The organism is Mycobacterium interjectum, from assembly GCF_900078675.2.
Classification (GTDB): Bacteria; Actinomycetota; Actinomycetes; order Mycobacteriales; family Mycobacteriaceae; genus Mycobacterium; species Mycobacterium interjectum.
This window is the reverse complement of the sequence record NZ_LT546237.1, coordinates 3,201,477-3,216,813: the sequence shown is the minus strand read 5'-3', so window position 1 is coordinate 3,216,813 and position 15,337 is coordinate 3,201,477. Positions and strand designations below refer to the sequence as shown.

Genomic DNA, 15,337 nt, shown 5'->3' with positions numbered 1-15,337 from the left:
TAGGGCGAAGAAGGAGGAGATGCATGAGCAAGGTTCCAACGATCGAACTCAACGATGGTGTGAGCATCCCGCAGCTGGGCTTCGGCGTGTTCCAGATCAAGCCCGACGAGACCGCGGCGGCCGTCAAGCGCGCCCTGGACATCGGGTACCGGCACATCGACACCGCGGAGATGTATGGCAACGAGAAGGAAGTGGCCCAGGGCATCCGTGATGCCGGGCTCGACCGCGCCGAGGTGTTCGTTACCAGCAAGCTGAACAACGGCTTTCACAAGCCCGACGATGCGCGGCGCGCCTTCGACAAGACCCTCGAGGCCTTGAAGTCCGATTACGTCGACCTGTTCCTCATTCACTGGCCACTGCCCACGCTCTATGGCGGCGACTTCGTCTCCACCTGGAAGGTCCTCGAAGAGTTCGCCAAGGACGGTCGCGCCCGCAGCATCGGAGTTTCGAACTTCCAGACCGCGCACCTGGAACGGCTCGCCGCGGAAACCGAGACCGTCCCGTCGGTCAACCAGATCGAGGCGCATCCGTACTTCGGCAATGAACAGGTCCGCGCCTACGGCCGCGATCACGGCATCGTCACCGAGGCGTGGTCGCCGATCGCCCAGGGCAAGGTGCTCGGCGATCCCGAGATCAACCGCATCGCCGACGCCCGCGGCAAATCGCCGGCGCAGGTGGTGTTGCGCTGGCACATCCAGCGCGGCGACGTCGTCTTCCCCAAATCGGTGACGCCGGAACGGATCCAGGCCAACTTCGAGCTGTTCGACTTCGAGTTGGACGACTCCGACATGGCGGCGATCTCGGCGCTGGACAAGGGCGAGGCGGGCAGGAGGGGCCCCAACCCCGACCAGTTCGACTACGTGCCGGGCTAGCGGGGCCGGCGGGCCCTGCGCTTGATGCCCACACCGCCCCACAACGAGAAGCCGTAAATGTTGACCTTCGGCGCGCCCGGTGTGCCCTGGCCGAGCACGCTGTGGTCGAAGCCGCCCATTACGCCGTGTCCGTGGATTTCGACGTTGACTTCGGGGGGCAGCAGGATGTTCTGCGCGCCCATGATCGAGATCGCGTGGATGTCGACCTCGGTGGAGGTGAAGTCGGCGTACCGCAGGTCCACCACCCCGGTGCCCCAGAAGGTGAAGGTGGTGAGCTTCCTCGGGACGTTCCACCGGCCGCGCCGCTCGAAATTGCTCATCAACGCCAGCAGCAACATCGACGGCGCAGGGTTGGGTTTGCCGCCCCTGCGCGGGCTCAGCATCGCGCCGGGCAGGTCGGCGCGCAGCTCGTCGAGCTCCTCGTAGGTGGTCGCGGCGTACGCCCGCGTCAGGCGGTCCTCGTAGTCCTTCAGCTGCAGCCGGCCCTGCTCGGCCGCGTACGCCAGCAACTGCGCGACCTGGATGCGATCCGTGTCGGCCGCGCGCGACGATCCGTCACGCGTGTCCTGGGTATCGCGGGTATCGCGCTGCGCCGGGTTGCTCATCATCCACGAGCGTACGACGTAGAAGTTTTGCTGCAAGTGGGTTGGCTAAACTGCAACGTTCTTCCCAGGTGGAGCCTCGGCCTGGGGGCCCTTTGCGCAGGTCGCGCGGCCCGTTAGACGTTTGCCCAACTAGGCGGGCGCTTCTGCAAAAACGCCAGCATGCCTTCGCGAGCTTCGTCGGACACGAACAGCCGGGCCGACTCCTCGGTGAGCCGTTCGGCGTCGCGGTCGAAGCCCTCCAGCACGGCGGCGGCGGTGAGCGCCTTCGACGCCGCAAGCCCCTGCGGCGAACCGCGGCTCACGTCGGCGACCAACTTCTCCACCGCGGCGTCGACATCGTCGGCCGCCATCGTGATGAGCCCGATCTCCGCGGCCTCCGCCGCGCCGAACGTCTCGCCGGTGAGGTAGTAGCGCGCCGCGGCCCGCGCCGACACCTTCGGCAGCAGGGTCAGCGAGATGATGGACGGCGCGACGCCGATCCGGGCCTCGGTCAGCGCGAAGGTGCTGCGCGGGCCGCCGACCGCGATGTCGCAGGCCCCGACCAACCCGAAGCCGCCGGCACGGACATGCCCGTCGACGGCGGCGATCACCGGCAGCGGCGCGGAGACGATGGCGCGTAGCAGCGCTGTCATTTCACGGGCCCGGGCGACGGCCATGTCGTATGCCGATGGTGGCGACCCGCTTCCCCCGGCTGCGCCGCGCTCGCGATCGCCACGTGGGTCGCCGCCGCCGGCCTCGCCGAGGTCCGCCCCGGCGCAGAAGGTGTTGCCCGTATGACCGAGGATCACCAACCGCGCTCCCGGGTCCGCCGCCGCGTCGCGCAGGCCCTGATGCAGCTGCTCGACGAGCGCGGTCGAAAGCGCGTTGCGGTTATGCGGCGAGTTCAGCGTCAGCCGCGCGACCGGACCCGCGACGGCGCATTCGACGAGACGATTTTCCATCAGTCAGGCTTCAGTAGCTTCGGGGCAGGCCCAGCGACGTCTGCGCGACGAAGTTCAGCACCATCTCCCGGCTGATCGGGGCGATGCGCCCGAGCCGGGCCGAGGCGAGCATGGCCGCCACGCCGTACTCCTTGGTCAGCCCGTTGCCGCCCATCGACTGCACGGCCTGGTCGACCGAGCGGGTGGCGGCCTCGGCCGCGGCGTACTTGGCCATGTTGGCCGCCTCGGCGGCGCCCGCGTCGTCGCCGTTGTCGTAGAGCGTCGCGGCCTTTTGCATCATCAGCTTGGCGAGCTCGACCTCAATGTGGCACTGCGCCAACGGATGTGACAGGCCCTGGTGCGCACCGATGGGAGTGGACCAGACCTGGCGGGTCTTGACGTAGTCAACGGCCTTGTTCAGCGCGAAGCGTCCCATGCCCACCGAGCTGGCCGCTCCCATGATGCGCTCGGGATTCAGGCCGGCGAAAAGCTGTGCGATGGCGGCGTCTTGGGCCCCGACCAGCGCATCGCCGGGCAGCCGGACGTCGTCGAGGAAAACCTGGAACTGGCGCTCGGGGCTGATCAGCTCCATCTCGATCGGGGTGTAGGTGAAGCCGGGCGCGTCGGTGGGCACCACGAACAGCGCCGGGCGCAGCTTGCCGGTCTTGGCCTCCTCCGTGCGCGCCACCACCAGCACCGCCTGCGCCTGGTCGATGCCGGAGATGTAAACCTTCTGCCCCTTGAGGATCCAGTCGCCGCCGTCGCGGCGGGCGGTCGTGGTGATCTTGTGCGAGTTGGAGCCTGCGTCGGGCTCGGTGATCGCGAACGCCATCGTCAGCGAGCCGTCGGCGATCGCGGGGATCCAGCGCTTCTTCTGCTCCTCGGTGCCGAACTTGCTGATGATGGTGCCGTTGATGGCGGGCGACACCACCATCAGCAGCAGTGCGCTGCCCGCGGCCGCCATCTCCTCCATCACCAGCGACAGCTCGTACATTCCGGCGCCGCCGCCGCCGTACTCCTCGGGCAGGTTCACCCCGAGGAAGCCGAGCTTGCCGGCCTCGGACCACAATTCGGTGGTGTGCTGGTGCGCGCGGGCCTTTTCGAGGTAGTACTCGCTGCCGTAGTTGGACGCCCACTCGGACACCGCCTTGCGCAGCGCCCGGCGCTCCTCGCTTTCGATGAAGCTGCTGTCGGTCACTGTGAATCTCCTTCTGGTTGGGGCGCTTCCACTCGCGCCAGGACGGCGCCCACTTCGACTTGCTGACCGGTTTCGACGTTGAGCGCGGCGAGCACGCCGTCGGAGGGTGCGGCGATGGTGTGCTCCATCTTCATCGCCTCCAGCCAGATCAGTGGCTGCCCGGCGGTGACGGTGTCGCCGATCGCGGCGCCGAGGCGAATGACGTTGCCGGGCATGGGCGCCACCAGGGAACCCTTTTCGACCGTCGAACCCGGCTCCGGGAACCGGGGCAGCGCGATCAGGTGCACGGGTCCGCGCGCCGAGTCGACGTAGACGTCGTCACCGTGTCGGGCGACCGCGAAGGTGTGCTCGACCCCGTCGTCGGCGAGGGTGACCCGATCCGCCGTGGCGGAAACCAGCCGCACCGTCGCGTCGGCCGGCAGCGCCAATCCGGTTCTGGTAAAACGGTATTCGACGTGCTGCTCGGTGTCGCTGTCGTCGCGGTAGGTCTTGACCTGACACCCCGACGCAAGGTTTCGCCAGCCGCTGGGGACCGGGCCGAGGACGGGGGCGACGGCGCGGTTATGGGCGGCGTCGGCCAGCGCGGCGGCGATCGCGGACAACCGGACGACCGCGGCGTCGGCCAGGGGCGCCGACAACTTGTCCAGGCCGTGCGTTTCGAAAAACGCTGTGTCGGTGGCGCCGTCGAGAAATGCGGGATGCCGCAGCACGTTGACCAGCAGCTCACGGTTGGTGCGCACGCCGTGCAGGTGGGCGCGGGCCAGGGCGTCGGCGAGGACCAGCGCCGACTGCCGGCGCGTCGGCGCGTAGGAGACAACCTTGGCCAGCATCGGGTCGTAGTGGATCGACACCGTGAATCCGTCGACGATCCCGGAGTCCAGGCGGATGCCGGTCCGGTAACCCAGCGAGGCAAACTCGCTTCGAACCGCCGGTACGTCGATCGTGTGCAGCACGCCGGCCTGGGGCTGCCAGCCGCGGGCGGGGTCCTCGGCGTAGAGCCGGGCCTCGATCGAATGCCCCCGGGCGGTGGGGGGTTCGGCATCGAGCCGGCCACCCTCGGCGATCGCGAGCTGCAGTTCAACGAGGTCGAGCCCGGTGGTCTCCTCGGTCACCGGGTGCTCGACCTGCAGCCGGGTGTTCATCTCCAGGAAGTAGAATTCGCCGTCATCGTCGGCGAGGAACTCCACCGTGCCGGCGCCCGTGTAGCCGATCGCGGCGGCGGCCAGCCGGGCCGCGTCGAACAGCTTGGCCCGCATCCCCGGGATGCGCTCGACCAGCGGCGAGGGGGCCTCCTCGATGATCTTTTGGTGGCGGCGCTGAATCGAGCACTCCCGTTCGCCGACGGCCCAGACGGTGCCGTGGGTGTCGGCCATGACCTGGACCTCGATGTGGTGACCGGTGGGCAGGTAGCGCTCGCAGAAGACGGTCGGGTCACCGAACGCCGACTGCGCCTCACGCCGCGCCGCCTCGACTTCGCCCGCGAGAGAAGATAATTCGCGGACCACCCGCATCCCGCGGCCGCCGCCACCCGCCGAGGCCTTGACCAGCACGGGCAGCTGCGCCTCGGTGACCGTGTCGGGGTCGAGTTCGTCGAGCACCGGAACCCCGGCGGCGGCCATCAGTTTCTTGGACTCGATCTTGGAGCCCATCGCCCGCACCGCATCCACCGGCGGCCCCACCCAGGTCAGGCCCGCCTGCTGGACGGCGGCGGCGAAATCGGCGTTCTCGGAGAGGAACCCGTAGCCGGGATGCACCGCGTCGGCCCCCGCGGCGCGGGCGGCGGATATCAGCGCCTCGGCGTTCAGGTAGTCGTTCGTCTTTTCCAGCCGCACCCGCGCGTCGGCCTCGGCCACGTGCGGCGCGGCGGCGTCGGGATCGGTGTAGACGGCGATAGTGCCCAGGCCCAGCCGGCGGCAGGTGGCGAACACCCGTCGGGCGATTTCGCCGCGGTTGCCGACCAGCACTCGAGTAACCATGGGGCTCACATCCGGAAGACGCCGAAGTTCGACGTCCCCTTGATCGGGCCATTGGCAATGGCGGACAAACACATTCCCAGCACCGTGCGGGTGTCGCGGGGGTCGATCACCCCGTCGTCGTAGAGCATCCCGGACAGCACCAGCGGCAGCGACTCGGCTTCGATCTGCCCCTCCACGGCCGCGCGCATCGCGGCGTCGGCGTCCTCGTCGACCTGCTGGCCGCGCGCCTCGGCGGCCGCGCGGGCCACGATCGACAAGACGCCCGCGAGCTGGGCGCCGCCCATCACCGCGGATTTGGCGCTGGGCCAGGCGAACAGGAACCTCGGGTCGTAGGCCCGGCCGCACATGCCGTAGTGGCCGGCGCCGTAGGAGGCGCCGATCAACAGCGAAAGGTGCGGGACGGTCGAGTTGGAGACGGCGTTGATCATCATCGACCCGTGCTTGATCATCCCGCCCTCTTCGTAGTCCTTGCCCACCATGTAGCCGGTGGTGTTGTGCAGGAACAACAGTGGCGTGTTCGAGCGATTGGCCAGCTGAATGAACTGGGTGGCCTTCTGCGACTCCTCGCTGAACAGCACGCCGCGCGCGTTGGCCAGAATGCCCAGGGGATAGCCGTGCAGCCGGGCCCAGCCGGTGACCAGCGAGGAGCCGTACATGGCCTTGAATTCGTCGAATTCGGAGCCGTCCACGATGCGGGCGATCACCTCACGCGGGTCGAACGGGACGCGCAGGTCCGCGGGCACGATGCCGATGAGCTCCTCGGCGTCGAACAGCGGCTCGGTCACGGGCCCCGGGGCCGGTCCCTGTTTGACCCAGTTCAGCCGGGCCACGATGCGGCGCCCGATCCGGATCGCGTCGAGCTCGTCGGCGGCGAAGTAGTCGGCCAAACCCGAGATGCGAGCGTGCATTTCGGCGCCGCCCAGCGACTCGTCGTCGGATTCCTCGCCGGTGGCCATCTTCACCAGCGGGGGACCGGCGAGGAAGACCTTCGAACGTTCCTTGATCATCACGACGTGGTCGGACATGCCGGGAATGTAGGCGCCGCCGGCGGTGGAGTTGCCGAAAACCAGGGCAATGGTGGGAATCCCGGCCGCCGACAGGCGGGTCAGGTCGCGGAACATCTGCCCGCCGGGGATGAAGATCTCTTTCTGGGTGGGCAGGTCCGCCCCACCGGATTCCACCAGCGAGATGACGGGCAGCCGGTTCTCGAAGGCGATCTGGTTGGCCCGCAGTATCTTTTTCAGGGTCCACGGGTTGCTGGTGCCGCCCTTGACCGTCGGGTCGTTGGCGACGATCAGGCATTCCACTCCCGAGACCACGCCGATCCCGGTGACCGTGCTGGCGCCGACGGTAAACGCGCTGCCGTAGGCCGCCAGGGGGCTGAGCTCCAGGAAAGGCGAGTCGGGGTCGACGAGCAGCTCGATGCGTTCCCTGGCGGTCAGCTTGCCGCGGGCGTGGTGGCGCTCGACGTACTTGGGCCCGCCGCCCGCAAGAGCTTTGGCGAGTTCGGCGTCGATCTCGTCGAGCCGCGAGGCCGCCGTCGACGCCGCGTCGGTGAAGGCGGCGGAGTTCGGGTCGAGGGTGGACTTCAGCGTGGTCATGATTGGAATCCCAGCGTTTTGGCGGCCAGCGCGGTCAGGATTTCGGTGGTGCCGCCGCCGATGCCCAGGATCCGCATGTCCCGGTATTGGCGTTCGACTTCGGATTCGGCCATGTAGCCCATCCCGCCGAAGAGCTGGACGGCCTGGTTGGCCACCCATTCCCCGGCCTCCACGGCGGTGTTCTTGGCGAAACACACCTGCGCGATCAGGTTGGCCTCGCCGGCGAGCTGGCGCTCGACCACGTTGCGGGAGTAGACGCGGGCGACGTCGATGCGCCGGGCCATCTCGGCCAGCGTGTTCTGCACAGACTGGCGCGAGATCAGCGGGCGCCCGAACGTCTCCCGGTCGCGGCACCAGGCCACTGTGATGTCCAGGCAGCGCTGCGCGCTCGAATACGCCTGCGCGGCAAGGCCGATCCGCTCGGACACGAAAGCCTGGGCGATCTGGGCGAAGCCGCTGTTCTCGGCGCCGACGAGATTGGCGGCCGGCACCCGCGCGTCGGTGTAGGACAGCTCGGCGGTGTCGGAGGACCGCCAACCCATCTTGCCCAGCTTGCGGGTGACCTCGAATCCGGGCGTGCCCTTCTCGACCACCAGCAGCGAAACCCCCGCCGCGCCGGCGCCTCCCGTGCGCACCGCGGTGACGACGTAGTCGGCGCGCACCCCGGAGGTGATGTAGGTCTTGGCGCCGTTGACGACGTAGTGATCGCCGTCTCGCACGGCCGCGGTCCGCAGGTGCCCGACGTCGGAACCACCGCCGGGCTCGGTGATGGCCAGCGCGCCGATCTTCTCGCCGGCCAGCGTCGGCCGCACGAACTCGTCGATCAGCCGGGCGTCGCCGGAGGCGGCCATGTGCGGCACCGCGATGCCGGAGGTGAACAGCGATGCGAAGACGCCTCCGGGGGCACCGGATTGGTGCACCTCCTCGCAGATGACCACCGCGTCGGCCCCGTCGCCGCCACCGCCGCCGACCGATTCGGGAAAGCTCGCGCCCAGCAGCCCGGCCGCCCCGGCTCGGCGGTGCAGGTCGCGGGGCAGCTCGCCGGTGCGTTCCCACTCGTCGGCGTGGGGCAGGATCTCGCGTTCGGTGAAGGAGCGCACCGTCTTTCGCAGCTGTTCGCGCTCGGGGGTGGTCCAGATGTTCATGACAGCAGGCTCTCCGGGACGTCGACGTGGCGGCCGCGCAGCCATTCGCCCAGCCCCTTGGCCTGGGGATCGAATCGCGCGTTATACGCGACGCCCTGACCGAGGATGCCGTCGACGACGAAGTTCACCGCGCGCAGATTGGGTAGCAGGTGGCGGGTGACGTCGAAGTCGGCCGCCTCGGGCAGCAGTTCGGTGAACAGCTCGACGGTCAACGCATTGGCCAGCCAGCGCCACTGTTCGTCGCCGCGCACCCAGACCCCGACGTTGGCCGAACCGCCCTTGTCGCCGCTACGGGCCCCGGCGATCCGTCCCAGCGGCACCCTACGCGTCGGACCGGCCGGCAACGGCTCGGGGGACGGCGGGGGATCGGCGGGCTTCAATTCCAAAGTGTTTGTGGCGCAAGGGATTTCGCTTCGGCTACCGTCGGGGTGCACCGCGACATGCGGGACCTCCTCGGCGTCGACGTACCCCGCGGTGAACACGCCGTAGACCTGGCCGTCACCGGGCGGGGCGGTCACGTGAAAACCGGGGTAGCTGGCAAGCGCCAATTCGACCGCCGCGGCGGAGAACTGGCGCCCGACGTTGGCGGGGTCGGGGTCGCGCACCACGCAGTGCAACAACGCGCTGGCGGCTTCCTCGGTGGCGGCGTCGGTGTGGTCGGTGCGGGCCAGCGACCACTGCAGCTCCGCGGGCTTTACCGTCAGCGCGGCCTCCAGCTGGCGGCGCACCAAGTCGGCCTTGGCCTCGATGTCCAGGCCGGTCAGCACGAACGTCATCGCGTTGCGAAACCCGCCGATGCTGTTGAGCGACACCTTGAGAGTGGGCGGGGGCGCCTCGCCGCGCACGCCGCTGATGCGCACCCGGTCGGCGCCCTCGGGGGACAGCGCGATGGTGTCCATCCGGGCGGTGACGTCGGGGTTGGCGTAGCGCGCGCCGGTGATCTCATACAGCAGCTGCGCGGTGACGGTGTCGACGCTGACCAGCCCGCCGGTGCCGGGATGCTTGGTGATCACCGACGAGCCGTCGGCGAAGACCTCGGCCAGGGGGAATCCGGCGTGGGTCAGGTCGGCGACCTCAGTAAAGAAGGAGTAGTTGCCGCCGGTGGCCTGGACGCCGCATTCGATGACATGGCCGGCGACCACGGCGCCCGCGAGCCGGTCGTAGTCGGTCGGGCCCCAGCCGAAGTGCGCCGCCGCCGCCCCGACGATCACCGAGGCGTCGGTGACCCGGCCGGTGACGACGACGTCGGCGCCGGCGGTCAGGCAATCGACGATGCCCCACGCACCCAGGTACGCGTTCGCGGTGAGCGGCGCGCCCAACCCCAGCTCGGCCGCGCGGGGCTGCAGGTCGTCACCCTCCACGTACGCGACGCGGGCGGGCACGCCCAGGCGCTCGGCGAGCGCGCGGATGGCGTCGGCCAGGCCGGCCGGGTTGAGGCCGCCCGCGTTGGCGACGATGCGCACCCCGCGGCCGCAGGCCTCGCCGAGGCAGTCCTCGAGCTGGGTCAGGAAGGTCTTGGCGTAGCCGCGCTCGGGGTGCTTCATCCGGTCGCGGCCGAGGATCAGCATGGTGAGTTCGGCGAGGTAGTCCCCCGTGAGGTAATCGATGTCCCCGCCGGTCAGCATCTCGCGCATCGCCGACAGCCGGTCGCCGTAGAACCCGGAACAGTTCGCGATCCGGACGGCATCGCGGCCAGGGGCAGAGGCCACGGGAGTCCTCCAATCTGCGATGCACCGGTGAGCGCAAACCAACCAACCAACCGGTAGGTTAGCGGGTCGCGCCGGTGCCGCGTCAAGGACGTCCGCTCCGCCGGTGCGCCGTCATTTTGGCGGCGAGCAGGTCACCCACTATCCTGATAGGCAATCGTCGCACGTTCGGCCCGACCGGCCACGCCGCGCGGCGTACCCCCCGACCCGAGGAGTCAGGCCCGACCATGGCCGTACCCAAGCGCAGGATGTCGCGCGCGAACACCCGAAGCCGTCGCGCGCAGTGGAAGGCCGCCAAGACCGAGCTCGTCGGCGTGACGGTGGCAGGCCAGAGGCACAAGGTGCCCCGGCGGCTGCTCAAGGCCGCGCGCCTGGGTCTCATCGACCTCGACAAGCGTTAATCTCGGCAAATACGCGGCGCGCCTCTCAGGCGGCTCTCAGGCGCTGGGACGAAACTAATGGCCGTGCGCATACTTGTCGTCGACGACGATCGCGCGGTGCGCGAGTCACTGCGCCGCTCGCTTTCGTTCAACGGGTACTCGGTGGAGCTGGCCCATGACGGGCTCGAGGCCCTGGAGATGATCGCCAGCGACCGGCCCGACGCTCTCGTCCTGGATGTGATGATGCCGCGCCTGGACGGCCTCGAGGTGTGCCGCCAGCTGCGCAGCACGGGCGACGACCTGCCGATCCTGGTGCTCACCGCCCGCGATTCGGTCTCGGAGCGGGTCGCCGGCCTGGACGCCGGCGCCGACGACTACCTGCCCAAGCCGTTCGCCCTCGAAGAGCTGTTGGCCCGGATGCGGGCGCTGCTGCGGCGCACCAAGCCCGACGACGACGCCGAGTCGGTGGCCATGAGTTTCTCCGACCTGAGCCTGGACCCGGTGACGCGCGAGGTCACCCGCGGACAACGCCAGATCAGCTTGACCCGCACCGAGTTCGCGCTGCTGGAAATGCTGATCGCCAACCCCCGCCGGGTGCTGACCCGCAGCCGCATCCTCGAGGAGGTGTGGGGATTCGACTTTCCCACCTCGGGCAACGCGCTGGAGGTCTACGTCGGCTACCTGCGTCGCAAGACCGAAGCCGAAGGCGAGCCGCGCCTGATCCACACGGTGCGCGGAGTGGGTTACGTCCTTCGGGAGACCCCGCCCTGATGATCCGGTCGCAGAGGCACCGGCGCGCACCGCTGCGAGCCACCAGCTCGCTGTCCCTGCGATGGCGGGTGATGCTGCTGGCGATGTCGATGGTGGCGATGGTCGTCGTGTTGATGTCATTCGCTGTGTACGCGGTGATTTCGGCCGCCCTCTACAGCGATATCGACAACCAGTTGCAGAGCCGGGCGCAGCTGCTGATCGCCAGCGGTTCGCTGGCCGCAGATCCGGGGAAGGCCATCGAGGGCACCGCCTACTCGGACGTCAACGCCATGCTGGTGAACCCGGGCCACTCCGTCTATAGCGCCAACCAGCCCGGCCAGGTTCTGCCCGTCGGGGCCACCGAGAAGGCCGTCATCAGCGGCGATTTGTTCATGTCGCGTCGCACGGCGTCGGATCAACGCATACTGGCCATCCACCTGCCCAACGGCAGTTCATTGCTGATCTCCAAGAGCCTCAAGCCCACCGAGGCGGTCATGACCAAGCTGCGCTGGGTGCTGCTCATCGTCGGTGGCATCGGCGTCGCCGTCGCCGCGGTAGCCGGCGGAATGGTCACCCGGGCGGGGTTGCGGCCGGTGGCCCGCCTTACCCAGGCCGCCGAGCGGGTGGCGCGCACCGACGACCTGCGCCCCATCCCGGTGTTCGGCAGCGACGAATTGGCAAGGCTGACCGAGGCTTTCAACTTGATGCTGCGGGCGTTGGCCGAATCCCGGGAGCGGCAGGCGCGGCTGGTCACCGACGCCGGACACGAGCTGCGCACGCCGCTGACGTCGCTGCGCACCAACGTCGAACTCTTGATGGCATCGATGGAGCCCGGCGCGCCGCGGCTACCCGAACAGGAGATGGTCGGCCTGCGCGCCGACGTGCTGGCGCAAATCGAGGAATTGTCCACGCTGGTAGGCGATTTGGTGGACCTGACCCGCGACGACGCAGGTCAGGTCGTGCACGAGACCGTCGACATGTCCGAGGTGATCGATCGGAGCCTGGAGCGAGTGAGGCGGCGGCGCAACGACATTCACTTCGACGTCGACGCGATCGGATGGCAGGTCTACGGCGACGCCGCCGGGCTGTCGCGCGCCGTGCTGAACCTGATGGACAACGCGGCCAAGTGGAGCCCGCCGGGCGCCCATGTCGGCATCACGATGAGGCAACTCGACTCCACGCACGCCGAGCTGGTGGTGTCCGACCATGGCCCCGGCATCCCGCTGCACGAGCGGCGCCTGGTGTTCGAGCGCTTCTATCGGTCGACGACGGCGCGGGCGATGCCGGGTTCGGGGCTCGGACTGGCGATCGTCAAAAAGGTTGTGCTCAACCACGGCGGACTGCTTCGGGTCGAGGACACCGTGCCGGGAGGGCAGCCGCCGGGCACCTCCATCTATGTGCTGCTTCCCGGCCGCCGGATGCCGGCCCCGACGGCTGTGGCCGACACCGACGTCCTGGCGACTGATGCGGCGGATAGCGAAACCGACCCTTACGTGCCCGTGGCGGACCGCGCGGCGAACTCTCGGGATTCGGCGAACGTTATCTCAGTGGACTCTCAGTCCGCGCGGGCAAGGTAGGTCTGCAGCTAGTGTTGGACTCGAGCGAAGTCGAGCCCAAAAGCCGGAATATAGGAAGAGCGACGTAGCGACATGACGAATGACCCGAGGTATTCGCCACCGCCGCAGCAGCCGGGATACCGTACCGGGCCTAATCAGCCTGTGCCCCCCGCGTATGCGCAGGGGCGCCAGCAGCAGCCGTACAACCCGCAGTACGACTGGCGCTATCAGCGGTCGGCCCAGCCCTCGCAGACGACCCCGTACCGGCGGCCCTACGAGCCCTACGAGCCTTTCAGTGGCACCGGGCCGGGCCCCCTAGCCGGCGGCACCGGACCGGGCCCCGTGCCCGGGGGAACCGGGACCGGCCCCATCCACATGCTGCCGCCGATGCCTCCGGGGCCCGTGCCCCAGAAGCGTTCCCGCGCAGGCCTTTTGACGGCGGGCGCGCTGGCCATCGCGGTCGTGTCGGCCGGGATCGGCGGCGCCGCGGCAACGGCCGTCGAGCTGGGCACCCACTCCGCCACCAGCAACGGCCACGGGATTATCCCGGGGGCCGCTCCCAGCGTCCCGGCCGCGAACATGCCGCCGGGCTCCGTCGAACAGGTGGCCGCCAAGGTGGTGCCCAGCGTCGTCATGTTGGAGACGGACCTGGGCCGCCAGTCCGAAGAGGGTTCCGGCGTCGTCCTGTCGACCGACGGCCTGATCCTGACCAACAACCACGTGATCGCGGCGGCGGCCAAGCCCGGCGGCCCGGGCGGGCCCGGCGGCCCGGGCGGACCTGCTGGTCCGCCGGCGAAGACGACGGTGACCTTCTCCGACGGCCGTACGGCGCCGTTCACGGTGGTCGGTGCTGACCCCACCAGCGACATCGCCGTGATCCGCGTGCAGGGCGTGTCCGGGCTGAACCCGATCACGCTGGGCTCGTCGTCGGATCTGCGAGTGGGGCAGCCGGTGGTGGCGATCGGTTCGCCCCTGGGCTTGTCGGGCACGGTGACCACCGGAATCATCAGCGCGATGAACCGGCCGGTGTCCACCACCGGCGAGTCGGGGAACCAGAACACCGTGCTGGACGCGATTCAGACCGATGCCGCGATCAACCCGGGTAACTCTGGTGGCGCGCTGGTCAACATGAGCGGCCAGTTGGTGGGCATCAACTCCGCGATCGCCACCCTGGGCGCCGATTCGCCGGACGCGCAGAGCGGCTCGATCGGGCTGGGCTTCGCGATTCCCGTCGACCAGGCCAAGCGCATCGCCGACGAGCTGATCGCGACCGGCAAGGCGACGCACGCCTCGCTCGGCGTGCAGGTGACCAGCGACAAGGGCACCCCGGGCGCCAAGGTCGTCGACGTCGTGCCGAACGGCGCGGCGGCGAGCGCCGGAGTGCCCAAGGGAGTCGTCGTCACCAAGGTCGACGACCGCCCGATCAACAGCGCCGACGCGCTGGTGGCCGCGGTCCGCTCGAAAGCGCCCGGTGACAAGGTGTCGCTGACGTTCCAGGATCCCGGCGGGGGAAGCCGCACCGTGCAGGTCACCCTCGGTAAGGCGGATCAGTGATGCGAGTCGAAGAGCCCTCGGCGGCGGGATTGTCGGATCTCGGATATACGGTTGCACCCATGGAAACGGGCGCGGAGTTGGTGGTCGGCCGGGCACTGGTCGTGGTGGTCGACGACCGCACCGCGCACGGGGACGAAGACCACAGCGGGCCGCTGGTCACCGAGCTGTTGACCGAGGCGGGGTTCGTGGTCGACGGCGTGGTGGCGGTGGCGGCCGACGAGGTCGAGATCCGCAACGCGCTCAACACCGCGGTGATCGGCGGGGTGGACCTGGTGGTCTCGGTCGGCGGGACGGGCGTCACCCCACGCGACGTCACGCCGGAGGCCACCCGCGAGATCCTGGATCGGGAAATCCTGGGCATCGCCGAGGCCATCCGCGCCTCGGGGCTGTCCGCCGGCATCATCGATGCCGGGTTGTCCCGCGGCCTGGCCGGGGTGTCGGGCAGCACGCTGGTGGTCAACCTCGCCGGCTCCCGTTACGCGGTGCGCGACGGGATGGCGACGCTGAATCCGCTTGCCGCTCAGATCATCGGCCAGTTGTCGAGCCTGGAGATCTAGGCGCGCCTCACTGCGCTTCGGCGTCCGCGCGGGGCCCGTGGGCCGGCGGGGGCGTGGTGCCACCGTGCCTGCCGGGCGAGTCCCCGTTGGTGTTTTGGGCCAGCAGGTCGCGGATTTCGGTGAGCAGAACGACCTGGGCGTCGTCCGCCTGCTCGACCTCACCGCGCCTGCGCAGCGTGTTGTAGGGGAGCACGACGAAGAAGTACACGACCGCGGCAATCAGGACGAAGTTGATCGCCGCCGCCAGCAGGATGTTCAAGTCGATGGTCTGACCGCCGCCGATGCTGATCTTCAAGACTCCGACGTCGGATTGCTGCTTGACGCCGATGCGGTTGATCAGCGGCGTGATGATGCTGTCGGTGAACTTGGTGACCAATGCGGTGAAGGCAGTACCGATGACCACCGCGACGGCCAGGTCGACGATATTGCCCCTCGCGAGAAACTCCTTGAACCCTTTGAGCATGCGGAGGTCCTTTCTGGACTGGACAACGTTTGCTATCGATCACGTGCCCAACTG

At 69.1% G+C, this 15,337-nt stretch carries 14 protein-coding genes; 6 read left to right on the top strand and 8 right to left on the bottom strand.

What is annotated here, in order from left to right; genetic code table 11:
* Positions 1–23: 23 nt before the first annotated feature.
* Positions 24–872, top strand: coding sequence for an aldo/keto reductase (locus BN4348_RS49795; RefSeq protein WP_066915435.1), 849 nt, complete (start codon positions 24–26; stop codon positions 870–872).
* On the opposite strand, the gene BN4348_RS49790 is transcribed toward BN4348_RS49795, so the two are convergent.
* The 7 genes from BN4348_RS49790 to BN4348_RS49760 all read right to left on the bottom strand — a co-directional run bounded on the left by BN4348_RS49790 (position 869) and on the right by BN4348_RS49760 (position 10,026).
* Entirely contained in the window at positions 869–1,477 is a 609-nt protein-coding gene (locus tag BN4348_RS49790) for a DUF1707 SHOCT-like domain-containing protein (RefSeq protein WP_167670475.1), read from the bottom strand. The genes BN4348_RS49795 and BN4348_RS49790 overlap by 4 nt on opposite strands.
* 113 nt (positions 1,478–1,590) lie before the next feature.
* Positions 1,591–2,418 carry an enoyl-CoA hydratase family protein gene (locus tag BN4348_RS49785; protein WP_066915433.1) on the bottom strand — a complete coding sequence of 276 codons (828 nt, stop codon included), beginning with the start codon at positions 2,416–2,418 and terminating at the stop codon, positions 1,591–1,593.
* Between the two features lie 10 nt (positions 2,419–2,428).
* Positions 2,429–3,595 (bottom strand): acyl-CoA dehydrogenase family protein, encoded by a 1,167-nt coding sequence (locus tag BN4348_RS49780; RefSeq protein WP_066915431.1) that lies wholly within the window; start codon positions 3,593–3,595, stop codon positions 2,429–2,431.
* The gene (locus BN4348_RS49775; protein ID WP_066915429.1) at positions 3,592–5,571 is read right to left on the bottom strand and encodes an acetyl/propionyl/methylcrotonyl-CoA carboxylase subunit alpha; all 1,980 of its coding nucleotides are present in this window, start codon (positions 5,569–5,571) and stop codon (positions 3,592–3,594) included. Before BN4348_RS49775 ends, BN4348_RS49780 begins: the two co-directional genes overlap by 4 nt.
* 5 nt (positions 5,572–5,576) lie before the next feature.
* Positions 5,577–7,172, bottom strand: coding sequence for an acyl-CoA carboxylase subunit beta (locus tag BN4348_RS49770; RefSeq protein WP_066915427.1), 1,596 nt, complete (start codon positions 7,170–7,172; stop codon positions 5,577–5,579).
* Positions 7,169–8,317, bottom strand: coding sequence for an acyl-CoA dehydrogenase family protein (locus BN4348_RS49765; protein ID WP_066915425.1), 1,149 nt, complete (start codon positions 8,315–8,317; stop codon positions 7,169–7,171). Before BN4348_RS49765 ends, BN4348_RS49770 begins: the two co-directional genes overlap by 4 nt.
* Positions 8,314–10,026, bottom strand: coding sequence for an acyclic terpene utilization AtuA family protein (locus BN4348_RS49760; RefSeq protein WP_066915423.1), 1,713 nt, complete (start codon positions 10,024–10,026; stop codon positions 8,314–8,316). Before BN4348_RS49760 ends, BN4348_RS49765 begins: the two co-directional genes overlap by 4 nt.
* A 224-nt stretch (positions 10,027–10,250) precedes the next feature.
* Between BN4348_RS49760 and rpmF the strand changes: the two genes are divergently transcribed.
* The 5 genes from rpmF (at position 10,251) to BN4348_RS49730 (ending at position 14,820) form a co-directional block, all read left to right on the top strand.
* Positions 10,251–10,424, top strand: a complete 174-nt coding sequence (gene rpmF, locus BN4348_RS49755) for a 50S ribosomal protein L32 (RefSeq protein WP_066915421.1) — start codon at positions 10,251–10,253, stop codon at positions 10,422–10,424.
* 63 nt (positions 10,425–10,487) lie between these two features.
* Entirely contained in the window at positions 10,488–11,174 is a 687-nt protein-coding gene (gene mprA, locus BN4348_RS49750; protein ID WP_084454414.1) for a two-component system response regulator MprA, read from the top strand.
* Positions 11,174–12,730: a HAMP domain-containing sensor histidine kinase gene (locus tag BN4348_RS49745; protein ID WP_066915417.1), complete on the top strand. Its 1,557-nt coding sequence runs from the start codon at positions 11,174–11,176 to the stop codon at positions 12,728–12,730. The genes mprA and BN4348_RS49745 overlap by 1 nt, the downstream gene beginning before the upstream one ends.
* Positions 12,731–12,802: 72 nt before the next feature.
* A complete protein-coding gene (locus tag BN4348_RS49735) occupies positions 12,803–14,263 on the top strand; it encodes a S1C family serine protease (protein WP_066915406.1) in 1,461 nt (486 codons plus the stop codon).
* On the top strand, positions 14,263–14,820 hold the full coding sequence (locus tag BN4348_RS49730) for a MogA/MoaB family molybdenum cofactor biosynthesis protein (protein ID WP_066915405.1): 558 nt from the start codon (positions 14,263–14,265) through the stop codon (positions 14,818–14,820). Before BN4348_RS49735 ends, BN4348_RS49730 begins: the two co-directional genes overlap by 1 nt.
* Positions 14,821–14,827: 7 nt before the next feature.
* On the opposite strand, the gene mscL is transcribed toward BN4348_RS49730, so the two are convergent.
* Positions 14,828–15,283: a large-conductance mechanosensitive channel protein MscL gene (gene mscL, locus BN4348_RS49725; RefSeq protein ID WP_066915404.1), complete on the bottom strand. Its 456-nt coding sequence runs from the start codon at positions 15,281–15,283 to the stop codon at positions 14,828–14,830.
* Positions 15,284–15,337: the final 54 nt, after the last annotated feature.

Coding starts and splice junctions, on each gene's coding strand:
- BN4348_RS49795 (WP_066915435.1), top strand. CDS start 24: ATGAGCAAGGTTCCAACGATCGAACTCAACGATGGTGTGAGCATCCCG.
- BN4348_RS49790 (WP_167670475.1), bottom strand. CDS start 1,477: ATGAGCAACCCGGCGCAGCGCGATACCCGCGATACCCAGGACACGCGT.
- BN4348_RS49785 (WP_066915433.1), bottom strand. CDS start 2,418: ATGGAAAATCGTCTCGTCGAATGCGCCGTCGCGGGTCCGGTCGCGCGG.
- BN4348_RS49775 (WP_066915429.1), bottom strand. CDS start 5,571: ATGGTTACTCGAGTGCTGGTCGGCAACCGCGGCGAAATCGCCCGACGG.
- BN4348_RS49770 (WP_066915427.1), bottom strand. CDS start 7,172: ATGACCACGCTGAAGTCCACCCTCGACCCGAACTCCGCCGCCTTCACC.
- BN4348_RS49765 (WP_066915425.1), bottom strand. CDS start 8,317: ATGAACATCTGGACCACCCCCGAGCGCGAACAGCTGCGAAAGACGGTG.
- rpmF (WP_066915421.1), top strand. CDS start 10,251: ATGGCCGTACCCAAGCGCAGGATGTCGCGCGCGAACACCCGAAGCCGT.
- BN4348_RS49745 (WP_066915417.1), top strand. CDS start 11,174: ATGATCCGGTCGCAGAGGCACCGGCGCGCACCGCTGCGAGCCACCAGC.
- BN4348_RS49735 (WP_066915406.1), top strand. CDS start 12,803: ATGACGAATGACCCGAGGTATTCGCCACCGCCGCAGCAGCCGGGATAC.
- BN4348_RS49730 (WP_066915405.1), top strand. CDS start 14,263: ATGCGAGTCGAAGAGCCCTCGGCGGCGGGATTGTCGGATCTCGGATAT.
- mscL (WP_066915404.1), bottom strand. CDS start 15,283: ATGCTCAAAGGGTTCAAGGAGTTTCTCGCGAGGGGCAATATCGTCGAC.